The 23729-nt window shown below is 69.5% G+C and carries 23 protein-coding genes and 1 pseudogene; 12 read left to right on the top strand and 12 right to left on the bottom strand.

What is annotated here, in order from left to right:
- Positions 1-7 precede the first annotated feature (7 nt).
- Positions 8-97 (bottom strand): K(+)-transporting ATPase subunit F, encoded by a 90-nt coding sequence (gene kdpF / locus ACGFNK_RS10655; protein ID WP_393414031.1) that lies wholly within the window; start codon positions 95-97, stop codon positions 8-10.
- A 413-nt stretch (positions 98-510) separates the two neighbouring features.
- Between kdpF and ACGFNK_RS10650 the strand changes: the two are divergent.
- Positions 511-1392: pseudogene (locus ACGFNK_RS10650) on the top strand (alpha/beta hydrolase family esterase); the annotation flags it as partial.
- 239 nt (positions 1393-1631) lie between these two features.
- Entirely contained in the window at positions 1632-2912 is a 1281-nt protein-coding gene (locus ACGFNK_RS10645; RefSeq protein ID WP_393414028.1) for a cytochrome P450, read from the top strand.
- Here the strand turns inward: ACGFNK_RS10645 and ACGFNK_RS10640 are convergent, their stop codons facing one another.
- From ACGFNK_RS10640 to ACGFNK_RS10620, 5 genes are read right to left on the bottom strand one after another with little or no spacing between them, the layout of a single operon-like run.
- On the bottom strand, positions 2913-4217 hold the full coding sequence (locus ACGFNK_RS10640; RefSeq protein ID WP_393414416.1) for a cytochrome P450: 1305 nt from the start codon (positions 4215-4217) through the stop codon (positions 2913-2915).
- Positions 4218-4264: 47 nt separating this feature from the next.
- Positions 4265-4921 (bottom strand): ATP/GTP-binding protein, encoded by a 657-nt coding sequence (locus ACGFNK_RS10635; RefSeq protein ID WP_393414025.1) that lies wholly within the window; start codon positions 4919-4921, stop codon positions 4265-4267.
- Positions 4899-5258, bottom strand: a complete 360-nt coding sequence (locus ACGFNK_RS10630; RefSeq protein ID WP_165268595.1) for a DUF742 domain-containing protein — start codon at positions 5256-5258, stop codon at positions 4899-4901. The genes ACGFNK_RS10635 and ACGFNK_RS10630 overlap by 23 nt, the downstream gene beginning before the upstream one ends.
- Complete coding sequence (locus ACGFNK_RS10625; RefSeq protein WP_386338959.1) at positions 5255-5668, bottom strand: roadblock/LC7 domain-containing protein; 414 nt, start codon at positions 5666-5668, stop codon at positions 5255-5257. Before ACGFNK_RS10625 ends, ACGFNK_RS10630 begins: the two co-directional genes overlap by 4 nt.
- A complete protein-coding gene (locus ACGFNK_RS10620) occupies positions 5665-7182 on the bottom strand; it encodes an ATP-binding protein (RefSeq protein WP_393414021.1) in 1518 nt (505 codons plus the stop codon). Before ACGFNK_RS10620 ends, ACGFNK_RS10625 begins: the two co-directional genes overlap by 4 nt.
- Before the next feature lie 339 nt (positions 7183-7521).
- Between ACGFNK_RS10620 and ACGFNK_RS10615 the strand changes: the two genes are divergently transcribed.
- The gene (locus tag ACGFNK_RS10615; RefSeq protein ID WP_393414018.1) at positions 7522-8481 is read left to right on the top strand and encodes a helix-turn-helix domain-containing protein; all 960 of its coding nucleotides are present in this window, start codon (positions 7522-7524) and stop codon (positions 8479-8481) included.
- A 34-nt stretch (positions 8482-8515) separates the two neighbouring features.
- On the opposite strand, the gene ACGFNK_RS10610 is transcribed toward ACGFNK_RS10615, so the two are convergent.
- Positions 8516-9538 (bottom strand): Ku protein, encoded by a 1023-nt coding sequence (locus ACGFNK_RS10610; protein ID WP_393414015.1) that lies wholly within the window; start codon positions 9536-9538, stop codon positions 8516-8518.
- 41 nt (positions 9539-9579) lie between these two features.
- Here ACGFNK_RS10610 and ligD point away from each other — a divergent pair, with 41 nt between their 5' ends.
- Positions 9580-10461 carry a non-homologous end-joining DNA ligase gene (gene ligD / locus ACGFNK_RS10605; protein ID WP_393414012.1) on the top strand — a complete coding sequence of 294 codons (882 nt, stop codon included), beginning with the start codon at positions 9580-9582 and terminating at the stop codon, positions 10459-10461.
- A gap of 197 nt (positions 10462-10658) precedes the next feature.
- Here ligD and ACGFNK_RS10600 read toward each other — a convergent pair whose 3' ends face one another.
- The gene (locus ACGFNK_RS10600) at positions 10659-11459 is read right to left on the bottom strand and encodes a nuclease-related domain-containing protein (protein WP_393414009.1); all 801 of its coding nucleotides are present in this window, start codon (positions 11457-11459) and stop codon (positions 10659-10661) included.
- A 164-nt stretch (positions 11460-11623) separates the two neighbouring features.
- Here ACGFNK_RS10600 and ACGFNK_RS10595 point away from each other — a divergent pair, with 164 nt between their 5' ends.
- Together ACGFNK_RS10595 and ACGFNK_RS10590 are read left to right on the top strand one after the other, a co-directional pair.
- On the top strand, positions 11624-12055 hold the full coding sequence (locus tag ACGFNK_RS10595; protein ID WP_393414413.1) for a protein phosphatase: 432 nt from the start codon (positions 11624-11626) through the stop codon (positions 12053-12055).
- Between the two features lie 198 nt (positions 12056-12253).
- On the top strand, positions 12254-13204 hold the full coding sequence (locus ACGFNK_RS10590; protein ID WP_393414006.1) for an SH3 domain-containing protein: 951 nt from the start codon (positions 12254-12256) through the stop codon (positions 13202-13204).
- Between the two features lie 117 nt (positions 13205-13321).
- Here ACGFNK_RS10590 and ACGFNK_RS10585 read toward each other — a convergent pair whose 3' ends face one another.
- Positions 13322-15283, bottom strand: a complete 1962-nt coding sequence (locus tag ACGFNK_RS10585; protein WP_393414003.1) for a nitrate- and nitrite sensing domain-containing protein — start codon at positions 15281-15283, stop codon at positions 13322-13324.
- A gap of 237 nt (positions 15284-15520) precedes the next feature.
- Here ACGFNK_RS10585 and ACGFNK_RS10580 point away from each other — a divergent pair, with 237 nt between their 5' ends.
- Entirely contained in the window at positions 15521-16027 is a 507-nt protein-coding gene (locus tag ACGFNK_RS10580) for a DUF3291 domain-containing protein (RefSeq protein ID WP_393414000.1), read from the top strand.
- Here the strand turns inward: ACGFNK_RS10580 and ACGFNK_RS10575 are convergent.
- Both ACGFNK_RS10575 and ACGFNK_RS10570 read right to left on the bottom strand, forming a co-directional pair.
- A complete protein-coding gene (locus ACGFNK_RS10575) occupies positions 16024-16623 on the bottom strand; it encodes a Uma2 family endonuclease (protein WP_393413997.1) in 600 nt (199 codons plus the stop codon). The genes ACGFNK_RS10580 and ACGFNK_RS10575 overlap by 4 nt on opposite strands.
- A gap of 106 nt (positions 16624-16729) precedes the next feature.
- Positions 16730-17836, bottom strand: coding sequence for a ferritin-like domain-containing protein (locus ACGFNK_RS10570; protein WP_393413994.1), 1107 nt, complete (start codon positions 17834-17836; stop codon positions 16730-16732).
- A gap of 143 nt (positions 17837-17979) precedes the next feature.
- On the opposite strand from ACGFNK_RS10570, the gene ACGFNK_RS10565 reads away from it, so the two are divergent.
- From ACGFNK_RS10565 to ACGFNK_RS10545, 5 genes are all read left to right on the top strand, one after another.
- On the top strand, positions 17980-18918 hold the full coding sequence (locus tag ACGFNK_RS10565; protein WP_393413991.1) for a diiron oxygenase: 939 nt from the start codon (positions 17980-17982) through the stop codon (positions 18916-18918).
- A gap of 190 nt (positions 18919-19108) precedes the next feature.
- Positions 19109-19843 (top strand): TetR/AcrR family transcriptional regulator, encoded by a 735-nt coding sequence (locus ACGFNK_RS10560; RefSeq protein ID WP_393413988.1) that lies wholly within the window; start codon positions 19109-19111, stop codon positions 19841-19843.
- Positions 19840-20166, top strand: a complete 327-nt coding sequence (locus tag ACGFNK_RS10555) for a hypothetical protein (protein ID WP_393413985.1) — start codon at positions 19840-19842, stop codon at positions 20164-20166. The genes ACGFNK_RS10560 and ACGFNK_RS10555 overlap by 4 nt, the downstream gene beginning before the upstream one ends.
- A gap of 101 nt (positions 20167-20267) precedes the next feature.
- Positions 20268-21410 carry an NlpC/P60 family protein gene (locus ACGFNK_RS10550; RefSeq protein ID WP_393413982.1) on the top strand — a complete coding sequence of 381 codons (1143 nt, stop codon included), beginning with the start codon at positions 20268-20270 and terminating at the stop codon, positions 21408-21410.
- 220 nt (positions 21411-21630) lie between these two features.
- Positions 21631-22119 (top strand): hypothetical protein, encoded by a 489-nt coding sequence (locus tag ACGFNK_RS10545; RefSeq protein WP_393413979.1) that lies wholly within the window; start codon positions 21631-21633, stop codon positions 22117-22119.
- Between the two features lie 355 nt (positions 22120-22474).
- Here ACGFNK_RS10545 and ACGFNK_RS10540 read toward each other — a convergent pair whose 3' ends face one another.
- Positions 22475-23728, bottom strand: coding sequence for a styrene monooxygenase/indole monooxygenase family protein (locus ACGFNK_RS10540; protein WP_393413976.1), 1254 nt, complete (start codon positions 23726-23728; stop codon positions 22475-22477).
- Position 23729: the final 1 nt, after the last annotated feature.

Raw genomic sequence — 23729 nt, 5'->3', positions numbered from 1 at the left:
CCGGCCGTCAGAACCTCTCCGGGAAGATCAGCGCGAGGAGGAGATAGCCCAGCAGGGCGGCGGCTACGACCAGGCCGACAGTGTTCTCGGCGGTCACAGCTTCGCCACCCCCTTGGCTATGAGCGCCACCAACGCGAACACCGCGATCGTGGTGACGACGAAAGCCACGTCGGCCATCGGAGCTCCTGGATCAGGTACGAAATGCGGGGATGAACATGACGTTTCGAGGAAACCCCCGCTCCGACCGAATCCGGCCGCCGTTGACGGGTCCCATACGCCGACGCACGCGCCTTTGACGCTTCCCTTACGGCTGAGCGCGCCGCAAGGCGGGCCGCGAACGTCTGCGTGGGAGCGCTTCCATAGAAGACGTGTTCATGTCACGATGCCCTGGGGGCTCCTTCGTGAGAGGGGCAAGTCGTGAGGATTCCGCGTACACGCGTGCTCGTGAGCGGTCTGATTCTGGGGTTGTTGGGTGTCTTCGGCGCCGCCGTCCCGTCGGCGGGGGCGGTCATTGCAGACGACCGGACCGGCCGTGCGGAGGCTTACGCCGAAGCCGCCCCCACCGCGGCCCTCACCGAGATCACCAACTTCGGCACCAACCCCAGCAACCTCCAGATGTACTTGTACGTCCCGGACAACGTCGCCCCCAACCCGGCGGTCCTGGTAGCCGTGCACTACTGCACGGGCTCCGGTCCGGCGATGTACTCCGGCACCGAGTACGCCCAGTTGGCCGACCGTCACGGCTTCGTCGTGATCTACCCGTCCGTCACCCGCGCCAGCAAGTGCTTCGACGTCTCCTCGCCCCAGGCGCTGCGCCGGGACGGCGGCAGCGACCCGGTGGGCATCAAGTCCATGGTCGACTGGGTCACCCGCACCTACGACGCGGACACCGACCGGATCTTCGCCACCGGCATCTCCTCCGGCGCGATGATGACGAACGTCCTGCTGGGCGACTACCCGGACGTGTTCGCGGCGGGCGCCGCGTTCGCGGGCGTGCCGTTCGCCTGTTTCGCCACCACCAACGGGTCCGAGTGGAACAGCGACTGCTCCAACGGCAACCTCACCCGCACTCCTGAGGCGTGGGGCGACCTTGTCCGCGGCGCCTACCCGGGCTACAACGGGCCCCGTCCGCGTATGCAGCTCTGGCACGGCACCGAGGACGACGTTCTGCGCCATCCCAACTTCGGGGAGGAGATCAAGCAGTGGACGAACGTGCACGGGCTCGGCCAGACGCCGTCCCACACCGACTCTCCGCAGGCGGGCTGGACCCGTACCCGCTACGGCTCCTCCGGTGACCAGGCCCCCGTCGAGGCCATCAGCCTCCAGGGCGTCGGCCACAACCTGTACACGTGGGGCATGGGGAGCCGCGTGATCACGTTCTTCGGCCTGGACAGCTGAGCCCCGCACGGCACTTCAGCCGATGAAAGGGCCCGCCCCGGGCCGGGCTCAGGATCGGCCCGGGGCGGGAGCTCCAGGGGCACGACCCCAGAGCCGGGACCACACCCCCAACTTGCCGATACGCGTACGGAACTTGTGGGCGCGCGCAGTGCGCGTCGGACGGGCTCGTTCGGGAACGCTACTGCCGCGTAGCGTCACTCGCCGTATCGGCGTTCGATCAGTGGGAGGCTCCCATGGGACAGCAGGGCTTATCGCAGGGCTCCATCGTCATCGATCCGGCCGGCCGTGACATTCACGGCGAGGCGGCGCGGATACGGGAGCGCGGGCCCGTGGCGCGCGTCGAACTGCCCGACGGCGTTCAGGCCTGGGCGGTCAGCAATACGGAGCTGCTGAAGCGGCTGCTCACCGATCCCCGGGTGTCCAAGGACCCCCGGCAGCACTGGCCCACGTGGATCAACGGGGAGATCTCCCCCGAGTGGCCGCTGTTCACCTGGGTCGCGGTGCAGAACATGTTCACGGCGTACGGCGGCGAGCACAAACGGCTGCGCACCCTCGTCTCCAAGGCGTTCACCGCACGCCGCACGGCCGCGCTTCAGCCTCGTGTCGAGGAGATCACCAAGGGCCTGCTGGACGGGATCGAGGAGGCCGGCCGACGGAGCGGGACGGTCGACCTGCGCGAGGAGTTCTGCTATCCGCTGCCGATCCGCGTGATCAGCGAGCTGTTCGGGCTGCCCGAGGAGAAGGGCGCCGAGCTGCGGGCCATCGTGGACAGCGTCTTCCACACCGCCGCCACTCCGGAGGAGGTGACCGACACCTACACCCGGCTGTACGCCGTCATGAGTGAACTCGTCGCCACCAAGCGGGAGTTCCCCGGCGACGACCTGACGACCGGGCTGATCGCCGCCCGCGACGACGAGGGCGACACCCGGCTCAGCGAACAGGAACTGCTCGACACCCTGGTGCTGATGATCAGCGCCGGTCACGAGACCACTGTCAACCTCATCGACAACGCCATCCACGCCCTGCTCACCCACCCGGAGCAGCTCGCGCTCGTCCGCGCGGGCACCGCCTCGTGGGACGACGTCATCGAGGAGACGTTGCGCGTCCAGGCACCGGTCGCCAGCCTGCCGCTGCGGTACGCCGTGGAGGAGCTGGCTCTCGGTGAACTCGGCGGCCCCGAGGGCATGGTGATCGGCAAGGGCGACGCGATTCTCGCCTCGTACGCCGCCGCCGGACGCGATCCCGGGAAGTACGGGAAGGACGCCGACCGTTTCGACGTCACCCGCGTCGACAAGGAGCACCTTGCCTTCGGCCACGGTGTGCACTTCTGCCTGGGCGCTCCGCTGGGACGGATGGAGGCCCGGATCGCGCTCCCGGCGCTCTTCGAGCGCTTCCCTGACCTTCAACTCGCCGTCTCCGAAGAGGAGTTGAGCCCGGTGGAGTCCTTCATCTCCAACGGGCACCGCTCCCTCCCCGCACATCTCGACCCCGTACGCCGCGACGCCGGAGCCTGATCACTCCCCGCGCCACCAGGCCTTCAGCCGGGCCCAGCCACCCGTCGGGCGGGTGGGCACGGCGGACGCCAAGGGAGCCTCCGGCGCGCCGGTGAACGCCGGAGGCGGTGGTGCGTACGACGCGCTGCCACGGGAACCCACCACGTCAGCCGGCGGAAACCGCACAGGCAGCGAGGCCAGCGCCCGGTGGAACGGGCCCGGCCGCCATACGAGTTCGCCGGCCGGCACCGCCAGCTCGACGTCGGGCAGCCGGTCGAGCAGCTTCTCGACCGCCACCGCCGCGATCAGCCGGGCCGGGCTCTGCGCGGGACAGTTGTGCGGGCCCGCGCTCCACGCCAAGTGGGCGCGGTTTCCAGCGCGTTGGTCGGCCGTCAGGGCCGGGTCCGTGTTCGCGGCGGCGAGCGAGACGACCAGCGGGTCGCCCGCCCGCAGCAGCCTGCCCTCGTACACGACGTCCCGGACCGGGTAGTGCACCGCGTAGTTGGCCATCGGCGGGTCGGTCCACAGGACCTCGTCGAGGGCGTCCTCCACGGGCAGGCTGCCGCCGCCCAGGCTGCCCGCGAACCGGTCGTCGGAGAGCAGCAGCCGCAGACCGTTCGCGATCAGGTTCTGCTGGGGCTCGGTACCGGCGCCCATGAGGACGACGAGTTCATGGACCATCTCCTCGTCGCCCAGACCGGCGGGATGGGCCAGCAGCCAGGACGTCATGTCCTGCGCCGGCTGGGCGCGCTTGAGCGCGACCAGGTCGAGGAGGGTGGCGGTGAGCAGCTCGTTGGCCTTCTCCGCGTCCACCCCGTCGAAGATCCCGGACATGCCCTCGACCAGGAGCTCGCCGAGGTCGGGCGGGCAGCCGAAGAGGCGGTTGAACACCAGCAGCGGCAGCACCTGGGCGTACTCGCCGAGGAGGTCCGCCCCGCCGCGCGGCGCGATCCGGTCGATGAGCGTGTCGGCGCTGCGCTCGACGTATCCGCGCAGCGTGTTCGGCTCGACACGGGCCAGGCTGTCGGTGATCGCCCCGCGCAGCCGGCGGTGCTCCTCGCCGTCGGTGAACAGGGCGTTCGGCCGGTACATCATCATCGGCACGACCGGGCTGTCCATGGGCACGGTGCCCTCGGCGAGATCGCGCCAGCGGCGGGGGTCCTTGGAGAAGATCTCCGGGCTGCGCAGGACGTGCAGGGCGGCTTCGTAACCGGTGATCAGCGTGGCCCGGACGCCGGGGGCCAGCTCGACCGGGGCGCTGGGCCCGTGCTGACGCAGTTTGCGGTAGACGGCGGACGGATCGGCGGCGAAACCGGGCCCGTACATCGGCTCGTGGAAGGGGCAGCCCTTGGGTGGGACGGGGGCTTCGGGGGTCACGCATGCTCCAGTTCGCTGTCGCTGGTGTCGCTGGTGCGGTTCAGGAGGTACTCGACGAGAGCGATGAGGGCCCGGGTGGAGGAGATCCGGTCACGGGCGTCGCAGCGTACGAGGGGAGTCTCGGGGAGCAGGTCGAGCGCCTCGCGGATCTCGGCCAGGTCGTGCTCGGGGGCGTCGTCGAACTCGTTGAGGGCCACCGCGTACGGCAGGCCCAGTTCTTCCAGTACGCCCATGACGTCGAAGGACTGGCCCAGGCGCCGGGTGTCGGCGAGGACGAGGGCGCCGAGCGCGCCGCGGGTCATGTCCTGCCACAGCTGGGTGAAGCGCTGCTGGCCGGGGGTGCCGAAGAGGTAGAGCACCAGGCTGTCGTTGAGGGTGAGCCGGCCGAAGTCGAGGGCGACCGTGGTGGTCGTCTTGTCCTTCGTGCCCGCCAGGTCGTCGACGAGCGCGCCGGCCTGCGTCATCACCTCCTCCGTACGCAACGGCCGGATCTCGGACAGCGCGCCGACCAAGGTGGTCTTGCCGACCGCGAAGTGGCCGACGACGAGGAGCTTGGCGGCGGTCTGCACACTGCGCGGGAGATAGACGTTCTCGGACACGGCGCATACGTCGTCGGAGGCGGCGCCGTGTTCAGAGGCGGGCGCGGAGCCCATCGAGGACCTCCTGGAGGATGCGGGCCTCGGTCGGCCGGGCGGACGGGATGGGGGCGCGGGTGACGATGTGCCCGCTGTCCATGAGGTCGGCGATCAGCACCTTGGTGACGCTGACGGGCAGCTGCAGATGCCCGGCCACCTCGGCGACCGACAGCGCGCCGGGCCGGCACAGCTCCATCAACGCCCGCTTCTCCGGGCTCAGTCCGGTCAGCGGCAGATCGTCGGCGGCGATCAGCAGGGTGACCAGGTCCAGGGTGTTGCGGGTGGGCTGGGAGCGGCCGTCCGTGACGACGTACGGCCGTACCAGCCGGTCTCCGGGGCGCCTGGCCGCTGTCATGCCGTGCTGCCGGTGTCCCACCGGGCCGGGCTGATCAGCACCTGACCGAGCCGGTCGACCAGTTTGTGCATGCGGTACGAGACGGCCTCCATGTCCACCCGCTCGGTGGTGGACACCGCGAGGTAGGCGCCCTCTCCGGCGGCGACGAGGAAGACGTAACCGTGCGCGAACTCGATCAGGGTCTGCCGCCACGGAGTGTGCGGACTGCCGCAGAACTCGGCCGTGCTGCGGCTGATCGACTGAACGCCGGAGAGTCCCGCGGCGAGCCGCTCGGCGTCGTCCCTGCCGATGTCCGCGGAGTGCGCCCGCAGCATTCCGTCGGCCGAGAGCAGGATCGCGTGGCGCGCCTCGGGAACCTTCAGAACCTCATCGAGCATCCAGCCCAGCTCGTTGTTCGTGGGCTCGATCATCGCTGGGTGTTCCCTTCGTCTTCGTGCGGGGTGCCGGGAAGGTCCGGTACGTCGTCCTGTGCGGCGCGGCCGAGATCCGGTACGTCGTCATTGGCGGCGCGGCCGTGGCGGGTGCCGCGCGCGAATGCGCCGAGGCGGCGGGCGGTCTCCTCGGCCGAGCGGGCCTCGGCGTCGTCGAGCGGGGCGGGCGCGTGCTGTTCGTCGGCGGGCGGCTGCTGCGGTTGCGGGGCCCGACGGCGGCGCTTGGGCAGTCCGCCGGCCGTGGTCGCCCCGGCCGAAGTGGTCTCGCCGATCGCCCCGGGGGCCGACTGGGCGTTCGTCGCGGCCGTCGCCGTCGTGTCCGCCGTTGTCTCGGCAGTTCGGCGCCGTCCCGTCGACCGCGCCGGCACGGGCTCAGGTGCGTCGGACGCGGGCTCGTGCGTGGGGGTGGGCGCGGGTCCGGGCGTACGCCCGGGAGTGCGGCGGGCCGGGGGAACGGTCACGGGTGGCAGCTCCTCCGCGGGGTCCTGGTGCGTGAGCAGGGCGGACGGCAGGAACAGCACGGTGCGTACGCCGCCGTACGGGGAGCGCGTGTCCGCGGAGACGCTGAACCCGTAACGCGCGGCGAGCACGCCGATGACGGCGAAGCCGAACTGGGGCGGGTCGTCGAGCCGGGTGACGTCCACCGGGTGGCGGCCGGAGAGCAGTTCGGCGGCGCGTTCCGTCGCAGTGGCGTCCATGCCGACACCCGCGTCGTCGATCACCACGCAGGCGCCGTTGTGCACCGTCCGGACGTTGACCTCGACCGTGGTGTTGGGCTGCGAGTGGCGGGCGGCGTTGTCGAGCAGCTCGGCGACCGCGAGCACGACCGGCTCGACGGCCCTGCTCACCACCGCGATGTCGGCCTGGCCGTGGATCTGGATGCGCCGGTAGTCGCGGATACGGGAGGTGGCGCCGCGTACGACGTCGATCAGCGCGGAGGTGGTGCGCTGTCGGCCGGGCCAGGATCCGCACAGTACGGCGATGGCCTGGGCGCGGCGGCCGAACTGGGCGTTGGCGTGGTCGATTTCGAGCAGGTCGTGCAGGACGTCGGGGTGGTCGTGCCGGTCCTGCATCTCGGAGATGGCGACCTGCTGCTCGTTCGCGAGGGCCTGGATGGAGCGCATCGACGACTTCAGAGCGGCCTTCGCGGACTGGTCGGCGCGGGCCTGTGCGTGCTCGACCGCGGTGGAGAACCGCTCCAGGACATGGTCGAGGGCCTTCGCGAAGCCGGTGCCGGACAGCCGTCCGTCGAGCAGGCCGAGACCGGGGACGGGGTGCAGGCCGGGCTGCAGTGGCGCGTCCTCGAGTGCCGGAAGGCGTACGGCGACGAGGTGGCGGACCTCCTCCTCGCGGGAGCGCAGGTCCTCCGACAGCTCGTCGTTGCGCCGGCGCAGCCGCGCGGTGATCCCGCGCTGGCGCACCAGCAGCACGGTGACGGCGAGCAGGCCGACGGCCACGCATCCGAACACCGCCTCCGGTACCAGTTCTTTCATGGATCCTCAGAAGTCCTCAAAGGCGGGCGTGAGTTGGCGGAGCGCAAGACGCTAGTCCAGTGGGGGCGCACACACTTTTCCGGGCGCGCAGGGAAGTTGCCCACAGGCGCACCACTTGCCACAGGGCGCGCATGGGCACCCGTACGCCCCTTTACAGCCGGCCCGCTTCTGTTGGCCGATGCGCTGTGACGTTCGGCCCCTCGACCACACAAACGGAAAGCGTGCATTACATTTACTGCCTGTAACCGCCTTTGCCGACAAGCCAGTTGACGCCAGGTGCAGCCAGGCGCGGACTGCCGGCGGTCACGGCCGGGACACACTCTGTGGCGGAGGAGAGCATTGCCCGCGGGAAGCTACATCGTGGACTCACAGACCACCGGTGAGGTCGATCCGCGAGAGCGGACCGACTTCTGGAGCGAGCACATCATGTCGCTCCAGACCTCGTTGGACTTCAGATACGCCGACCCCGACCCGGCGGCCTTCCGCGGCCGGTCCATCCGGCAGCGCACCGACGCCTACCAGCTCGTCCACTGGCAGTGCGACCAGATCGAGTACAGCCGTACGCCGCGCCAGGTTCGCCAGGAGCCCGACCCGGACTACCGCTTCCTGCTGCCGCTGGCCGGGGAGGCGGTGCTGCGCCAGAGCGGCCAGGAGGCGCGGCTGACGCCGGGCATGGGCAGCCTGATGACCTTGGGCGAGCCCTTTCAGCTACTCCACGACGCATCCCTGCGGGGGATCATCTTCTCCATCCCCGCGCGGGAGATCGAGGGCCCGCTGAACCGGAAGTCGCCGCTGGCCACCGGCCTCGATCTGACCACGGGGCTCGGGCGCGTCGTCCACACCATGCTGCGGAGTCTGTCCGAGGAGCGCGACCACCTCACAGCGACGGAGTTCGACGCCGTCTCCGACCGCGTCGTCGAGTTGCTGTGCATGCTCACGGTCGAGGACGACCGTCCGGATGCCTCGGGGCATCTGCCGGAGGTCGAGGCGATGGTCCGCCGCTACGTACGTGAGCACGCCGCCGATCCCGGCCTGACCGGCACCTCCATGGCCCGGGCCCTCGGCTGGTCCTTGCGCCAGATCCAGCTGGCCCTGCAGCGCGTCGGCACGACGCCTCGCGAACTCATCCGCGAGGAACGGCTCCGGCTGGTGCGCGATCGGCTCCGCTGCCGCGAATGCGACCACCTGACGATCACGGACCTGGCGCACTCGTCGGGTTTTTCCTCTGCGAGCGCGCTCAGTACGGCGTTTCGGCAGCGGTTTGGGGTAAGCCCGCGCGCGATGCGCTCCGCTCGCTGACGGTTGCCTCCGGCGGTTGCGCTGCTGAGCGCGATCAAGCCGAGGCCCGCTTCCGAGGCGAGGCCTTCTTCGCCGTCTGCTTCTTGGTCGTGGAATCGGCCTTGGTCTTCTCTGCGGTGGACTTCTTGGCCGCTGTCTTCTTCCCCGCCGTCTTCTTGGCCGTGGAAGTCGACTTCTTGCCGGTGGTCTCCTTGGGCGCCGTGCGGGACGTCTTGCGGGCGGGCCTCTTGCGGGCGGGAGGCTGCTCGGCCTCGCCCTCCCCTTCCTCCTCGCCACGGGAGGCGCGAGCCTGGCGGACGCTGGATTCCAGGGCGGACATGAGGTCGATGACCTTGCCGCCGCGGTCGGCGGCGGGAGGGGCGGGGAGTTTCTCGCCGGATGCCTTCGCGGCGATGAGTTCCTCGACGGCCTCGCGATAGTCGTCGTGGAGCTCCTCGAAGTCGACCTCGCCGAGGGTGTCCATCAGGGCGTCCGCGAGGTCGAGTTCCTTGTCGCGGACGGTGACGCTCGCGTCCGGGGTCGCGGACTCGGGGGCGCGGACCTCGTCAGGCCACAGCAGGCCGTGCATGGCGATGACGTCCTCGACGACCCGGAGCATCCCGAGCCGCTCCCTCCCCCGCAGCGCGAACTTGGCGATGGCGACCCGCCCGCTCCGCTTCAGCGCCTCACGCAGCAGGGTGTACGGCTTGGCGGCGGGAACTCCGTTCGCCATCAGGTAGTACGCGGCGTCCATCTGGAGAGGATCGATGCGCTCGGCCGGGATGAACCCCACGATGTCGATCGTCTTCGCGGTCGGCAGAGGCAGCTCGGCCAGATCGTCGTCGGTGATCGGGATGATCGTGCCGTCCGGTTCCTCGTACCCCTTGCCGATCTCTTCGGATGTGACCTCCCGTTCCTCCAGCTCGCACACCTTGCGGTAGCGGATACGGCCGCCGTCCTCGGTGTGGATCTGCCGGAAGGAGACCGAATGGTGTTCCGTGGCGTTCACGAGCTTGATCGGGATGCTGACCAGGCCGAAAGAGATGGCGCCGTTCCAGATGGATCTCACGTTCGACACCTTTCAGGTGTTTTCTCCCGATTCCGTGGGATTCTCATCGTATGACGCCGATCACGGAGGTGGAGGGGCGAAAGCTCGCGCTGAGCAACCTCGGGAAGGTGCTGTATCCGGAGACCGGTTTCACCAAGGGCGAGGTGCTGCACTACTACGCCACGGTGGCGGACCCGCTGCTCGCCCACCTCCAAGACCGCCCCCTCTCCTTCCTGCGCTACCCCGACGGGCCCGAGGGGCAGGTCTTCTTCGCCAAGAACGTTCCGCCGGGTACGCCCGAGTGGGTCAGTACGACGGAGGTTCCGCGGTCGGAGGGGGCGGCCCGTATGGTCCTGATCCAGGACCTCGCCTCGCTGATGTGGGCGGCGAACCTGGTCACCGAATTCCACACTCCCCAGTGGCGTGCGGACGCCCCCCACCTTGCCGACCGCCTGGTCTTCGATCTGGACCCGGGCGCGCCCGCCACCATCGTCGAGTGCTGCCGGGTGGCGTTGTGGCTCCGGGATCGCCTGGCCGCGGACGGCTTGCAGGCCTATGCGAAGACGTCCGGCTCCAAGGGGCTGCACCTCCTCGCCGCGCTGGAGCCGACGCCGTCCTCCGAGGTCACGTCGTACGCCAAGTCGCTGGCGATGGAGGCCGAGGCGGAGCTTCCCTCCCTGGTCACGCATCGCATGACCAGGAGCCTTCGCCCCACGAAAGTCTTCGTCGACTTCAGCCAGAACGCCGCCCGCAAAACCACGGCGACGCCCTACACCCTGCGGGCTCGCCCAGCCCCCACGGTCTCCGCGCCGGTGACGTGGCCGGAGGTCATGAGCTGCTCCCACCCCACCGACCTGGCGTTCCACGCCCCGGACATCGCCCCGCGCCTGCGCGCCCACGGCGACCTGTTGTCCCCCCTTTTCGACACGGCCCGGGCTGCGTCCCTTCCGTAGCGCCCGGCGGTTGGGGTGCGGGTGGGTTCTCTTCCCCAGTCCCGCCCCTTCCCGAAACTGGGCCTGCGCCCCAGGCCCCCGCCAGGGGGTAGGGGTGACAGTCGTGTCGCGGCTGCCAGTCCGTCGTGGCTGGTCGCGCAGTTCCCCGCGCCCCTGCCGCGGGGCGCGACCAGCCACAACGCACCCGCACCCGAAACTCAGACCCGAACCCAAGTCCCCCGGTCCCGCGCCATCGCATGCAGCGCCTCGACATCCGCCGGCTTGAGCACACCCCCCGTACGAGCCAGCGCAGCGAAATCGTCCGAAAGGACGCGAACCTCACGCACCGGCGTCGCCACCGAGACGTGAGACGGCTCGAAAAGCGCCAGCACCGGATGTACCTCAGCCGTCAGCGCGTACGACGCCCGGTCCGCAACAGACCGTACGCGCCGCAACAACGGCGACGGCTCACGACGCCCCACCGTCACCATGGGATCAGCGACCAGCACCCGCTGCTTACGGGCGTACAGCGTATGGACGGCGAAAAGCCCACCCGGCCCGATCACCAGGTGATGAAGCCGGTCGCCACCAGGAAGCGGAAGGGAATGCAGCGCATGCCACCCCGCCCCCTCCAGCTCATCAAGCGCCTCCCCCACCGTCAGCTCCGCCGCGAGCGCCCGCCGCCGAGGATCGGGCCGCAGCCGGTGGGGAGACGAGGGATCACGGTCCAGAGCGATCTGGAGGGCCTCACCGGGGCGGTTGGGGGCAAGGTCGTCGTCCGGGTGCAGGGTGAGCCGGACGAGCTCTGCGGGGGTCGGGACCGGCGGCGGCCCGACGGTCACAGGACCGGTCAGAAACGGGCCGAGCGCGTCGAGAACATCCTCGCGCCGGTCGTCGCTGAGCAGGTTGACCCGGCCCGCCTCCCTGTCGTACCAGGCGACGTTCCTGCCGTCGGCGAGACAGACGTACAGCCGTTCCTGACCGTGCTGCCAGGTCGGTACAACGCGCAGTCCGCTCATGCACCATCACCCCAGACCATGGGAACAGGCGGGGTACTCCAGGGGCAAGAACCCAGTTACCTTTGTCACGACGTGAGCGGGAGGCGCCGTTGCAGCCCAGTAGCAAGCGACCCGATGCTCCGGCCCCGGACAACCCGTGGAGCGAGATCGTGCCCGGCCTGTGGATGGGCGGGCACGAGTACACGGGCCGGTCCGGCGGGCTGGAGTTCGCCGTCGTACGCGATGAGTTCGACCTGGTCCTGACGTTGCTCCGACTACCCGGTCACGGCCCCGACGACCACGTGGAACACCATGTGTGGCCGATCCCGGACGGCCCCCTGGACGGTACGCAGCTCGCCGGCGTCCTGCGGCTCGCGCGGACCGCGGGCGAAGGGCTGACGCAGGGCCGTCGGGTCCTGGTCCGCTGCTACCACGGCTACAACCGCTCGGGTCTGGTCGTCGCCCACGCCCTGATCAGCGCGGGTCGCACCGCCGACGAGGCCATCCGCCTGATCCGTAGCCGCCGCTCCCGGTGGGCCCTGCACAACGGTCTCTTCGTGGAGTACCTGAAAACCGGCCTCGACACGGTCCGCCTCCTCGAGGAACTGGCCGAGTGATCAGCTGAGTCACGGAGCGTGAACTCCAGCCATTTGGCGGAATGGGCTTCCGCCGGAACGCTGACTGGGCTCCGCGCTGGGAGCTCAGAACCGGAACGCACCCCGATGGCGGAGCAGGAGAGGCGACCCCCAAGGTCGACTCCTAGCGTGGCGATCAGTCACTACCAGTCACCTCTGCACCCTTCAGGAGGCCCAGCCATGTCCCTGCGTTCCGCTGTCACCCGCCTAGGTATAGCCACCGCCGCCGTCACTCTCGCCCTCGCCGCCCCCAGCCCCGCCCTCGCGAACGGCGACGACGACGGCAACGACTGGGGCGGCCGGCAAAGCCGCCAGGACAACCCCGACAACAACAGCAGCAACTCGGGACGCCCCGACAACAACGCCAACAACTCGGGACGCCCGGACAACAACGCCAACAACTCAGGCCGCCCCGACAGCAACGCCAACAACTCGGGACGCCCCGACAACCAAGGCACCAACCCAGGCCGCCCCGACAGCAACGCCAACAACTCGGGACGCCCCGACAACCAAGGCACCAACCCAGGCCGCCCGGACGGCAACGCCAGCAACTCGGGACGCCCCGACAACCAAGGCACCAACCCAGGCCGCCCGGACGGCAACGCCAGCAACTCGACCCGCCCCGACACCGGGAACAACTCCGGCCGCCCTGAGAACAGCAGCAACGCATCCGGCCGCCCCGACACCAACGGCAACGGCAACGGCAACGGCAACGGCAACAACTGGAGCCGTCCCGAGAACAACAGCAACGGCTGGGGCCGCCCCAACAACAACGCCAACAACACGGACCGCCCCGACAACCAAGGCACCAACTCAGGCCGCCCCAACAACAACTGGGACCGCCCGGACAACAATGGCAACGCGGGCCGCCCCGACAACCCGGACAACAACCAACAGCTCACCGAGGGCCGTGTAACCGCCGTCGGCGGACTCACCCTCCGCGACAGGCCCACCCCCGACAGCAGAGCTATCGGCCTCGCACCCCAGGGCTCGACCGTCCGCGTCTTCTGCCAGACGCCGGGCGCCACCGTCGACGGCAACCACCTCTGGTACCTCCTCGCGGACGGCGTCTGGGCCTGGGGCTCGGCCCGCTACATCGACACCTTCGGCCAGGTGCCCCGCTCGTGCTGAAGCCGGCATAACGCGGCCCCACCGCCCCACTCCCGCCGTACGCGCCCCCCGGCGCCGCCGGTTACGGCGCCGGCACCCGGCGTACTCGCGGCGCCCGGCGTACTCGCGGCGCTCGGCTCACCCGTTCACCACGGCCGTTGACGACGGCTCCCGGACGAGTGCGGCAGGCAGGGCCACGTACGCCGTGACGCCCGAACCGGCGGTGGGGCGCAGCTCCACATGGGCACCGAGGCGGGAGGCGAGCGCGCCCACGACGTGGTGGCCGAGGAAGCGTGTGGGTGCCGTGAGGAAGGAGCCGCTGCCGGAGAGCAGGGCGTTGGCTTCGGCCATGCGTTCCAGGGTCATGCCGATGCCGCGGTCGACGACCGCCAGGCAGTACTCGGCGCCGTCCCGCCAGCCGTAGACCTCGACCTGCTGTTGCGGCGGGCTGAACATCAGGGCGTTCTCGACGAGTTCGGCCAGCAGATGGGACAGCTCGGCGACGGCATGGCCCCGGATTCGGCAGGCCCCGACGTCGACGGCCGCCACCCGGCGGTACTGCTCGACCTCCGCGACAGCCGACTGCACGACCTCGGCGACGGTGACCATGCCCGGCCAGGAACGGGCGGGAGCCTCCTCGCCGGCGAGGACGAGCAGGGACTCGGCGTTGCGGCGCATGCGCGTGGCCAGATGGTCGAGCTCGAAGAGTTCGGCGAGGGCGTTCGGGTCGAGTTCCTGGTTCTCCAGCGTGGTGATCAGACCGAGCTGGCGTTTGAGCAGCGTCTGGTTGCGGCGGCCGAGGCTGGCCAGGGACTCGGTGCTGTTACGGCGCAGGACGGCCTGTTCGGCGGCGAGGCCGACGGCGGTGTGCTCGACGTTGCGCAGCGCGGCGGCCAGGCGGGTGATCTCCCGTGCGGTGCCGGGGAGTTGGGGCCCGCCTGGATCGTTCGGGCCGCCCGGATGGTGCGTGTCCGGGCTGGCTTCCTGGATGCGTTTGACGGCGGTCGGCAGTCGGGTGCCCGCGACCGCGTCGGCCTCGTCGGCGAGGGCTCCGAGGGGACGGGTGATGGAGCGCGCGGAGATGACGGCGAGCGCGGTGGCCACGGCGACGATCAGCGCGCCGAGCCCGAGGAAACCGGCGAGCTCGCGGGTGGCTGCGGCGCCGCTGTCCTCCGCGACGGCGCGTACGTCGTCGCCGACGGTGCGCTGCACGTCGTGCAGATCGTCGACGAGGGTCGTCATGTCCCCCCACCAGCGGGCCGGGGCGACGTTCAGAGATGAGCGGTCGGCACCGCGCTCGGCTTGCGTCTCGTAGCCGCCGACGCGCCGGGCGGCGGCTGTCTTGAAGGCGGCGTCGAGGTCGGACTGCTGGGCGGAGGTGGCGAGTTGGCGGAACTGGCCGAGCGCGGCGAGACGGGTGGCACGGATCTCGGTGAAATCGAGGTACTCGCCGCCCCGGAAGCGCCCGGCCGCGAACACCCCGTTGAGCGAGCCACGTTCAAGGGCCACGGCCTCGGTGGCGCGGGCCAGGGCCTGCAGAGCCTGGACGCCCTCGGTGATACGGCGCTCGCCATGGGCCGCGCCCGCGGACTCGGCGTCGATGAGGGCGGTGACGGCCTTCGTGTAATAGGCCAGGGTGCCGGCCCGGTCGGCGGTACCGGCGTCGACGTCGGTACGGGTCGTGGAGAGGTCGGCGAGCGGCACTTGGGCATCGCCAAGGGCGGAGGCGGAGGCGTCCGGCAGATCACTGCTCTTCTGTGAGAGCACCGCTCGCAATGCGGAGTGGGCGTCGTCGGTACGGTTCCGCTGCTTCCGCACGTCGTTCCGGTACTCCTCGGCACCGCCCAACAGCCCGTTGCTGAGCCCGCGTTCGCGTTGCAGTTCCCGTACGAGATCCTGCACCCGCAGCAGCACGCCCACCTGCGCCTCGGTCCCCCGCGCGGCGGACCAGTCGGCGGCACGGTCGGCGACGCCCAGCCCCGTCAGCACGAGCAGAAGGCAGGTCGGTACGGCCAGCACGATGGCCATGCGCCCACGGATGGAGTTCCAGCCGGGAAGGGCAGGAAGGGTGGGAAGTTTGGTCAGCACGTTCCCCGTCATGCCCCGCGAGGTTACGGGCGCGCCGGTGAGGCGGCGGTTTCCCGCCCGTAAGACATCGGTGCACAGGAACTCACCCTGCGGCAGAGGCAGTTGTGAGAAGAGGAGGGAAGGGGAAGTACGGGGACGGAGGGCGCGCGCTCGCGACCACATCGCACACCCCGTCCGGCGAGACGGGTCCGTGTTCAAGGATTGAGAAAGCCCTTGGGCATGCCGCCGCACCGACCTATCGTTCGGTTCATGACGCAACCCGCCGCGTACGAACTCGCCCAGATCAACATCGCCCGCCTCAAGGCTCCCCTGGATTCCCCTCAGTTGAAGGACTTCGTCGACGCCCTCGACCCGGTGAACGCGGTCGCCGACTCCTCGGACGGCTTCGTCTGGCGCCTGCAGAGCGACTCGGGCAACGCGACGGACGTCCCCGTCTTCGGCGACGACTGGCTCATCGTCAACATGACGGTATGGCGCGACACCAACGCCCTCACGGCCTTCATGTACCAGGGCCGGCACCGGGAGTTGCTGTCCCGCCGCCGCGAGTGGTTCGAGAAGCTCCAGGAGGCGGTCACGGCTCTGTGGTGGGTCCCGGCGGGACACCGGCCGACTGTGGCGGAGGCGGAGGAGCGGCTGCTGCATCTGCGCGCCCACGGCCCGACGCCGTACGCCTTCAGCCTGCGGACATCGTTCCCGCCTCAGGGGGCGGAGCCGGTGCTTGGCGAGGTGCCGGAGGGGCTCGGCTGCTCGGTCTAGCGGCGACGGTTGATGGCGGTGAGGTCGATGTCGATGGGGAAGGGGACGGTCAGCTCCAGCTTGTCGTGGAAGATGCCGGTCAGACCGTAGACCTTGGTCGCAGGGTCGAGTTCGTAGACGTAAACCACCGGAAGACCCTCGATCTCCTCGACGCGCCAGTAGTGCTGAATGCCCGCCCGCGCGTACTTCTGTGGTTTCACCTCCCGATCTCGGTCTTCAGAGTCCTCCGAGACGACCTCGACGGCGATGATGACGTCTTCGGGGCGGAACCACGTCTGCTTCGGACCGGCGTCGGCGTCCGTGCGGATGACCAGGACATCGGGCTCCGGACGATTGCGCTTGTTGAGCTTGATGGTCATCTCCCGCATGACGTCCAGCTCGTCCGGCACCTGATCCAGCAGGCTGTTCTCCAGCAAGCGCATGGCAAGCGAATGGAAACGAGTCTGCGGACTCACGAAGACCAGGCTCCCGTCGATCAGCTCCGTGTGCGGAGGAAGGTTGGGAAGCTCGTCGAGGTCGTCCGCCGTCCAGCCACCCTGCGGCGGACGAGCCCACTCGTAGTCGTCGTCCAGTCCGTAGTCGCGTGCGGCGCTCATGGTTGCTCCCATGTGACGGAGTCTGCCTGGCACAGTCAGCGTACCCAGGGGAATATGCCGAGTCGCCCGACGATCGAGTGATCAGCCGTCGCGGCGTTGACCCGCCTCAGCCCTCCACCCCCGCGTCGATCGCCTCCTCCACCTCCGCCACCCGCTCCCGCTCCTCCTCCGCGAAGCGCTCCGCGTCCAGCTTCTCCGCGATCTCCTCGTCCTGGGCCATGAGGAGGTCCAGGTTGGAGTTGCCCATCTCGAAGACGCCCATGTCGACGTACGCCTGCTGGAGTCGCTTGCCCCACAGGCCGATGTCCTTGACGCAGGGGACGATGCGGCTGAAGAGCAACTGGCGGAAGAGGGCGAGGAACTCGGACTGCTCGCTGTACTCCTCGGCCTCCGCCTTGGGGATGCCGAAGTTCTCCAGGACTTCGACGCCGCGCAGCCGGTCGCGCATCAGGTAGCAGCCCTCGATGACGAATTCCTCGCGTTCGCGCAGTTCGGCGTCGGAGAGCTGCTTGTAGTAGTCCCGCAGCGCCATGCGGCCGAAGGCCACGTGACGGGCCTCGTCCTGCATGACGTACGCGAGGATCTGCCGCGGCAGCGGCTTGTCGGTCGTGTCCCTGATCATGCCGAAGGCAGCAAGAGCGAGGCCCTCGATCAGGACCTGCATTCCGAGATACGGCATGTCCCAGCGCGAGTCGCGCAGTGTGTCACCGAGCAGCGACTGGAGGTTGTCGTTGACCGGGTAGAGCATCCCGATCTTCTCGTGCAGGAAGCGTCCGTAGATCTCCGCGTGCCGGGCCTCGTCCATCGTCTGGGTCGCGGAGTAGAACTTGGCGTCCAGGTCGGGCACGGACTCGACGATCCGGGCCGCGCAGACCATCGCGCCCTGCTCGCCGTGCAGAAACTGGCTGAACTGCCAGGAGGCGTAGTGCTTGCGCAGCTCGCCCTTGTCCCGCTCCGTCATCTTCGCCCAGTGGCGGGTGCCGTAGAGGGTGAGTGACTCGTCGGGGATGCCGAGCGGATCGTACGGATCCACCTCCAGGTCCCAGTCGATACGTCGCTGTCCGTCCCACTGCTTGTCCTTGCCCTTCTGGTACAGGGCCAGCAGCCGGTCGCGTCCGTCGTCGTACTCCCAGCTGAACCGTGCCGCACCGCTCGCGGGCACCTGCCAGAGGGGGTCCCCGGGGTTCTGGGCGTAGAGGTCAAAGGTCGGCATGGTGCGCAGGCTCTCGCGTGCTAGACGAAGTGTCAACAAGTCTTACGCAAGGGATTGACGAGCTTGCTGACAGGCGGTCTCATAAGCGTTGACCACCGGTAACTCCCTTGAACTGTCAGGACCTTCGAAGAGGTGGCTCGGCCATGACGACCGTGACGGAAGCCGAAGCGCTCGCGGGTGCCCGCGATGCGCTCGGCCTGCTCAAGGACCGGGAACAGGTGGCCGCGCGGCTGCTCGACGCGTCCGCGAAGCACTCCTTCGACCCCGACAAGGAGCTGGACTGGGACGCGCCCTTCGAGGAGGGCAAGTGGTTCTGGCCACCGGAACTGGTCTCGCTGTACGGCACGCCGATGTGGCAGCGGATGTCCGAGGAGCAGCGGATACTCCTCTCCCGGCATGAGGCCGCTGCGCTGGCCTCGCTGGGGATCTGGTTCGAGATCATCCTGATGCAGCTGCTCGTACGGCACATCTATGACAAGGCGGCGACGAGTGCGCACGTGCGCTTTGCACTGACCGAGATCGAGGACGAGTGCCGTCACTCGAAGATGTTCGCCCGTCTCATCAGCCGGGGCGGCACCCCGTACTACCCGGTGAGCCGCCTCCACCAGAACCTTGGGCGCCTCTTCAAGACGATCTCCACGACCCCGGGTTCCTTCACGGCGACGCTGCTCGGCGAGGAGGTCCTCGACTGGATGCAGCGCCTCACATTTGCGGACGAACGCGTCCAGCCGCTGATCCGGGGCGTGACGCGGATCCACGTCGTGGAGGAGTCCCGTCATGTGCGGTACGCCCGTGAGGAACTCCGCCGGCAGATGGTGACCGCTCCGCGCTGGTCCCAGGAGTTCACCCGGATCAGCTCCGGTGAGTTCGCCTGCGTCTTCTCCGTCGCGTTCGTCAACCCCGACGTCTACGCGAACGTCGGGCTCGACCGGCGCGAGGCGCTGGCCCAAGTCCGGTCCAGCGGGCACCGGCGCGAGGTGATGCAGACCGGGGCCAAGCGTTTGACCGACTTCCTCGACGACATCGGGGTGCTCAGGGGAGCGGGGCGGCGCTTGTGGAGGTCGTCGGGCTTGCTGGCGTGACGGTTTCATGGGCGCGGGGCTGGGACAACTGCGGCTCCGCCGCGATGGGGGTCCCCGCTCATGGGGTCCCCCGCTCGAGCGAAGCCGAGAGGTGAGGGAGAAGCCGAGAGTGGGGGCGCGACCAGCCACACACAACCCGCACCCGAGAACGAACCCCCTGCTCAACCCCCGGAGGGCTACGCTGACCGATATGACCTCCGAGGCCCCCACCCCCGCATACCGGCGCCTCACAGTAGAAGAACGACGCGGCCAGCTACTCAACGCCGCCTTGGAGCTCTTCGCCCGACGGGTCCCGGAGGACGTGTCCCTCGACGATGTGGCGGAGGCCGCCGGGGTGTCGCGGCCGCTCGTGTACCGGTACTTCCCCGGTGGGAAGCAGCAGCTGTACGAGGCCGCCCTGCGGTCCGCCGCCGAAGAGCTGGAGCACTGTTTCGCCGAGCCTCCGGAGGGCGCGCTGACGAAGAGGCTCGCTCGCGCGCTCGACCGGTACCTCGCCTTCGTGGACGAACACGACGCGGGGTTCAGCGCCCTCCTCCAAGGCGGGAGCGTCATCGAAACGTCCCGGACCACGGCCATCGTGGACGGCGTACGACGAGCCGCCGCCGACCACATCCTGAGTCACCTGGACGTGAAGGAGCCGGGCCCACGGCTCCGGATGACCGTGCGGATGTGGATCACCGCCGTCGAGGCCGCCTCGCTCATATGGCTGGACGAGGAGAAGGAACCGCCGCTGGACGAGTTGCGCGACTGGCTGGTCGAGCAGCTCGTGGCCTGTCTCGTGGCGACCGCGGGACGCGACCCGCAGACCGCCGGCGTCGTACGGGCCGCGCTCGCGCTGGAGAGCGCCGAGGGACCGCTCGGCTCGCTGGTCCGCCGGGTGCTCCCCGTGGTGGGCGACGCCCCGTTTGTGAGACTGGCCCCGTGAAGAGCGAAGACACTCCGTTCGTGGGCGGGCCTCTCGACGGCCGCGTACTGCCGGTGCTGCTCGGCATGACCGGGCACCCGCCGAAGGTGTACCGGGTTCCGGTCCCGGACGCGGCGGGCGGTCCGCCGACGGTTCTCGTCTACCGGCGCGTACCGTCGGCGCAGGGCAGAAAGCTCGCCCTTCACCCGGGCTGGATGTACGAGTTCGACCCCGAGGGCGACAGGGGCGGCAAGCTCAAATGGCCGTGGTCCAAGCCGGAGACCACACCGGACCCCAAGCCAGACGCCACGCCGCACGGCAGGCTCGACGACGCCGACGAGTGAGCCCTTTGAGCCGAACCGACCACTGCCCGCGCGAGCGCGACGCAGCCGTCTGATGCTCGCGGTACGGGGTGGAGGGGCCACCTCGTACCGGAGGTGAAGACGTGTCAGGAAGGCTTCTGCGTCTGGTCTGTACGGCGGCGATCGCGACCGGCGCAGTTATCTCACCAGCACCGGGACCCGCACCCGCGGCAGCAGCGGCGGAGCCCGGCGCGTCCGGCGAACGGCCCGTCGCCGAGCTGCTGACAGACCTTCAGCGCCTCTACCGGGAAGCCGAGAAGGCCACCGAGACCTACAACGCCACCGAGGAGAAGCTGAACAAGCAGCGAGCCGAGGTCGCGAAGCTGAACCGACGGCTCGCCAGGGCCCGGCTCTCCCTGCACGACAGCCGCAGCGCCGCCGCGCGGCTCGCCCGGCAGCAGTACCAGAGCAGCACCGAGATCTCCCCGTACGTACGCCTGCTCCTCGCCCGCGACCCGCAGCACGCCCTCGACCAGGCGCATGTGATCCGGCAGCTCTCCAAGCGGCGCGCCGAGACGGTCCACCGGCTGACCGGGAGCGAGAAGAAGACCGACAAACTTGCCCGCGCCGCCCGCAAGGCCCTCGACGGCCAACTCACCCTCGCCGAACGGCAGAAGAAGGACCGTGACGCCGTACGGAAGCGCCTCGGGGATGTCGAGGAACTGCTCGCCTCTCTCACTGCCGACCAGCTCGCCGAACTGGCCGAGCTGGAGAAGGCCTCGGAGGCCGAGGCACGGAAGGAACTCGTGGCCTCCGGCGCACTCGGCAGCAGAGCGCGCCCTCCCTCGCGGAAGGGCGAGGCGGCGCTGCGGTACGCCGTGGAACAGATCGGCAAACCCTACGAGTGGGGCGCCGAAGGTCCGTACACGTACGACTGCTCGGGGCTGACGTCCGAGGCCTGGAAGTACGCGGGGCAGACCGTCCCGCGCACCAGCCAGGAGCAGTGGGACCAGCTCGACAGGGTGCCGCTGAGCGAGCTGCGTCCCGGGGACCTCGTCGTCTACTTCCCCGAAGCCACCCACGTCGCCCTCTATCTGGGCAACGGCTCGGTGGTCCACGCGCCCCGGCCCGGCGCGACGGTCAAGGTCTCACCGCTCGCGGCCAACCCCGTCCTGGGCGCGGTCCGCCCGGACCCGGCCGGGGAGCCCCTGCGGCAGTACACGCCACCGAAGCTCCCACCGGGCGCGACGGACGGGTCCGACGAGGGGTACGAGGGCGAGAGCTGAGCAGCCTTGGTGAAGTCCGGCGCGGGGCTGTGACATATGCGGCTCCGCCGCGGGGGCGCGACCGGCCCCCACCGGCCCGCGGGTTCATCAACGTGCTTCCAGCGGAGCCCTTACGCGCCCACGGAGACACAGCAGGTGCCTTGTTACAAACATGCGGACTGCTATCCCAAAGCGCCCTGCCCGGCGGATGATTCCTCCACGCTCACGCCTTGGGGGGACCATGAACAGCAGCACGCCGCCACCCATGCCCGCATACCCGCCGCCACCCCCGCCGCCACCGGTGAAGACAAAGAACGTCTACGTCATCGCCGGTGCCGCCGTCCTCATCACCGCGATCGTCACCACGGGCGTTGTCGTCGTCAACGGCCAGGACGACGCGGGCAACGCCAATGCCAACAGCACCAGCTCACCTACGCCCGGCGAGGCCATCACCGCCTCCCCGGTCGTCTCTGTGCCGCCCATTGGCGAGGAGGACAAGCCCGACCCCGTCAAACTCACCGACACCGTCACCTACCGCAACGACGTCGAGGTCTCTCTCCGGCCACCGCCGAGGGGAATCCGGCGCGCTCGCTTCTCCTCCGAACACTCAGTTCGTCCGCTTCAGACTGAAGATCGCCAACAACAGCAAGAAGGTCGCGGACATCACCGGGGTCCAGATCAACTGTCTGTACGGCGACGACGTCCCAGGCGAGGAGATCCGGGACTATGAGCTGGGACTCGACGGTGCGCTGGAAATGCGCACGCGTCCCCGCCTGCGTGCAGGACAGACCGTCAGCGCAGTAGTCGCTTGCGAACTGCCGAAGTCCGAGACACACCTGCGGGTCGAGGTCGTGCCGGGGTTCCTTACAGATCCTGCGGTCTTCGCCGGAGAGGTCGACTAGCGGCGGTTCGGCCTGCTGTGCCAGTGTCCGCAGGGTCCGCAGGAACAGTGCAGGTCAGAGGGGGTAGCGATGTCCGGCGGACGCTGCGGACGCCAGCCGGGCCGTCTGTGGGCCGTCCGAGGGCGAACCAAGGACGACCAACAACGACAGACAACGACGGCCGGACCGCTGGTCAGGCGGGCGTCAGGCGCCCGCCACCGATGCCAGGTACGCCTCGGTCTTCTCCGGCTCATAGAAGAAGTTCTCGTAGTCGGCCGGGTCGTTGAAGCCGTTGGCGAAGCGGTCGGCGACCGGCGGGAGCTGGCCCGCGGCGCCGATCAGGTTCAGGATGTGCTCCGGCGGTGGGCCGAGCATCGCGTTGGTCCACTTGGTGACGTACTGGGCGGTGTCCCAGTAGCGCTCGAAGGTGGCCCGCATCCAGGCCTCGTCGAAGGGCTGATCACCGTGCGAGAGGATCGAGTCCAGGTACGAAGCGGCGCATTTCGAGGCGGAGTTGGAGCCTTGGCCGGTGATCGGGTCGTTCGCCACGACCACGTCCGCGACGCCCAGGACCAGTCCGCCGCCGGGGAGGCGGCCCACGGGGTTGCGGACGGTGGGGGCGTAACGGCCGGACAGCGTGCCGCCTGCGTCGGTCAGCTCGACCTTGGTGGCCCGCGCGTACTCCCAGGGCGTGAACTTCTCCATGAGTTCCAGGGTCAGGGAGAGGTGTTCGGCGGGGTCCTTGACGCCCTGGAAGACGTCGAGCGGGCCGCCGGGTATGCCCTCCCAGAAGAGGATGTCGGCGCGGCCGGAGTTGGTGAGGCAGGGCATGACGAAGAGTTCGCCGACGCCGGGGACCAGGTTGCAGCGGACCGCCTCCATGTCCGGGTGCTCCGGACGCGGGCCCAGGCCGTGCACGTACGCGACGGCCAGCGCGCGCTGCGGCTCGGTGTACGGGGAGCGGGCGGCGTCCCGGCCGAACATGGAGACCAGCTCGCCCTTGCCCGCCGAGACCAGCACCAGGTCGTACGTACGGGAGAAGTAGTCGAGGTCGGACACGGCCGCGCCGTGGATGACGAGCTGGCCGCCGCGCTGTGCGAACGTCTCCATCCAGCCGGCCATCTTCAGGCGCTGGTCCACGGACTGCGCGTACCCGTCGAGCCTGCCCACCCAGTCGATCGCCCGCTGGGTGGGGCCCGGGTCGTGCGAGCCGGGGGCGGCGACCGAGACGCCGAGTCCTTCGATCTTCGGGGCCTGGGACTCCCAGAAGTTCAGCTGGAGATCGCGCTCGTGCTGCAGGGCCGTGTGGAACATGCACTGCGTGGACATGACGCGGCCGGCACGGATCTCGTCCGCCGTCCGGTTGGACATCAGGGTGACCTCGTACCCTTGCGACTGGAGTCCGAGGGCGAGCTGGAGTCCGGACTGACCGGCTCCGACGACGAGTATCTTCCGCATG

Origin of the sequence: Streptomyces sp. NPDC048825, from assembly GCF_043198355.1 — a bacterium.
Classification (GTDB): domain Bacteria; phylum Actinomycetota; class Actinomycetes; order Streptomycetales; family Streptomycetaceae; genus Streptomyces; species Streptomyces xiangluensis.
The sequence above is the reverse complement of the archived record's forward strand: the minus strand, read 5'-3'. Positions and strand labels throughout refer to the sequence as shown.

Bases quoted from the DNA above. Each gene is read 5' to 3' on its own strand.
- ACGFNK_RS10645 (WP_393414028.1), top strand. From the start codon at position 1,632: ATGGGACAGCAGGGCTTATCGCAGGGCTCCATCGTCATCGATCCGGCC.
- ACGFNK_RS10640 (WP_393414416.1), bottom strand. From the start codon at position 4,217: ATGTACGGGCCCGGTTTCGCCGCCGATCCGTCCGCCGTCTACCGCAAA.
- ACGFNK_RS10635 (WP_393414025.1), bottom strand. From the start codon at position 4,921: ATGGGCTCCGCGCCCGCCTCTGAACACGGCGCCGCCTCCGACGACGTA.
- ACGFNK_RS10630 (WP_165268595.1), bottom strand. From the start codon at position 5,258: ATGACAGCGGCCAGGCGCCCCGGAGACCGGCTGGTACGGCCGTACGTC.
- ACGFNK_RS10625 (WP_386338959.1), bottom strand. From the start codon at position 5,668: ATGATCGAGCCCACGAACAACGAGCTGGGCTGGATGCTCGATGAGGTT.
- ACGFNK_RS10620 (WP_393414021.1), bottom strand. From the start codon at position 7,182: ATGAAAGAACTGGTACCGGAGGCGGTGTTCGGATGCGTGGCCGTCGGC.
- ligD (WP_393414012.1), top strand. From the start codon at position 9,580: ATGACGCCGATCACGGAGGTGGAGGGGCGAAAGCTCGCGCTGAGCAAC.
- ACGFNK_RS10600 (WP_393414009.1), bottom strand. From the start codon at position 11,459: ATGAGCGGACTGCGCGTTGTACCGACCTGGCAGCACGGTCAGGAACGG.
- ACGFNK_RS10595 (WP_393414413.1), top strand. From the start codon at position 11,624: ATGGGCGGGCACGAGTACACGGGCCGGTCCGGCGGGCTGGAGTTCGCC.
- ACGFNK_RS10590 (WP_393414006.1), top strand. From the start codon at position 12,254: ATGTCCCTGCGTTCCGCTGTCACCCGCCTAGGTATAGCCACCGCCGCC.
- ACGFNK_RS10585 (WP_393414003.1), bottom strand. From the start codon at position 15,283: ATGACGGGGAACGTGCTGACCAAACTTCCCACCCTTCCTGCCCTTCCC.
- ACGFNK_RS10580 (WP_393414000.1), top strand. From the start codon at position 15,521: ATGACGCAACCCGCCGCGTACGAACTCGCCCAGATCAACATCGCCCGC.
- ACGFNK_RS10575 (WP_393413997.1), bottom strand. From the start codon at position 16,623: ATGAGCGCCGCACGCGACTACGGACTGGACGACGACTACGAGTGGGCT.
- ACGFNK_RS10570 (WP_393413994.1), bottom strand. From the start codon at position 17,836: ATGCCGACCTTTGACCTCTACGCCCAGAACCCCGGGGACCCCCTCTGG.
- ACGFNK_RS10565 (WP_393413991.1), top strand. From the start codon at position 17,980: ATGACGACCGTGACGGAAGCCGAAGCGCTCGCGGGTGCCCGCGATGCG.
- ACGFNK_RS10560 (WP_393413988.1), top strand. From the start codon at position 19,109: ATGACCTCCGAGGCCCCCACCCCCGCATACCGGCGCCTCACAGTAGAA.
- ACGFNK_RS10545 (WP_393413979.1), top strand. From the start codon at position 21,631: ATGAACAGCAGCACGCCGCCACCCATGCCCGCATACCCGCCGCCACCC.
- ACGFNK_RS10540 (WP_393413976.1), bottom strand. From the start codon at position 23,728: ATGCGGAAGATACTCGTCGTCGGAGCCGGTCAGTCCGGACTCCAGCTC.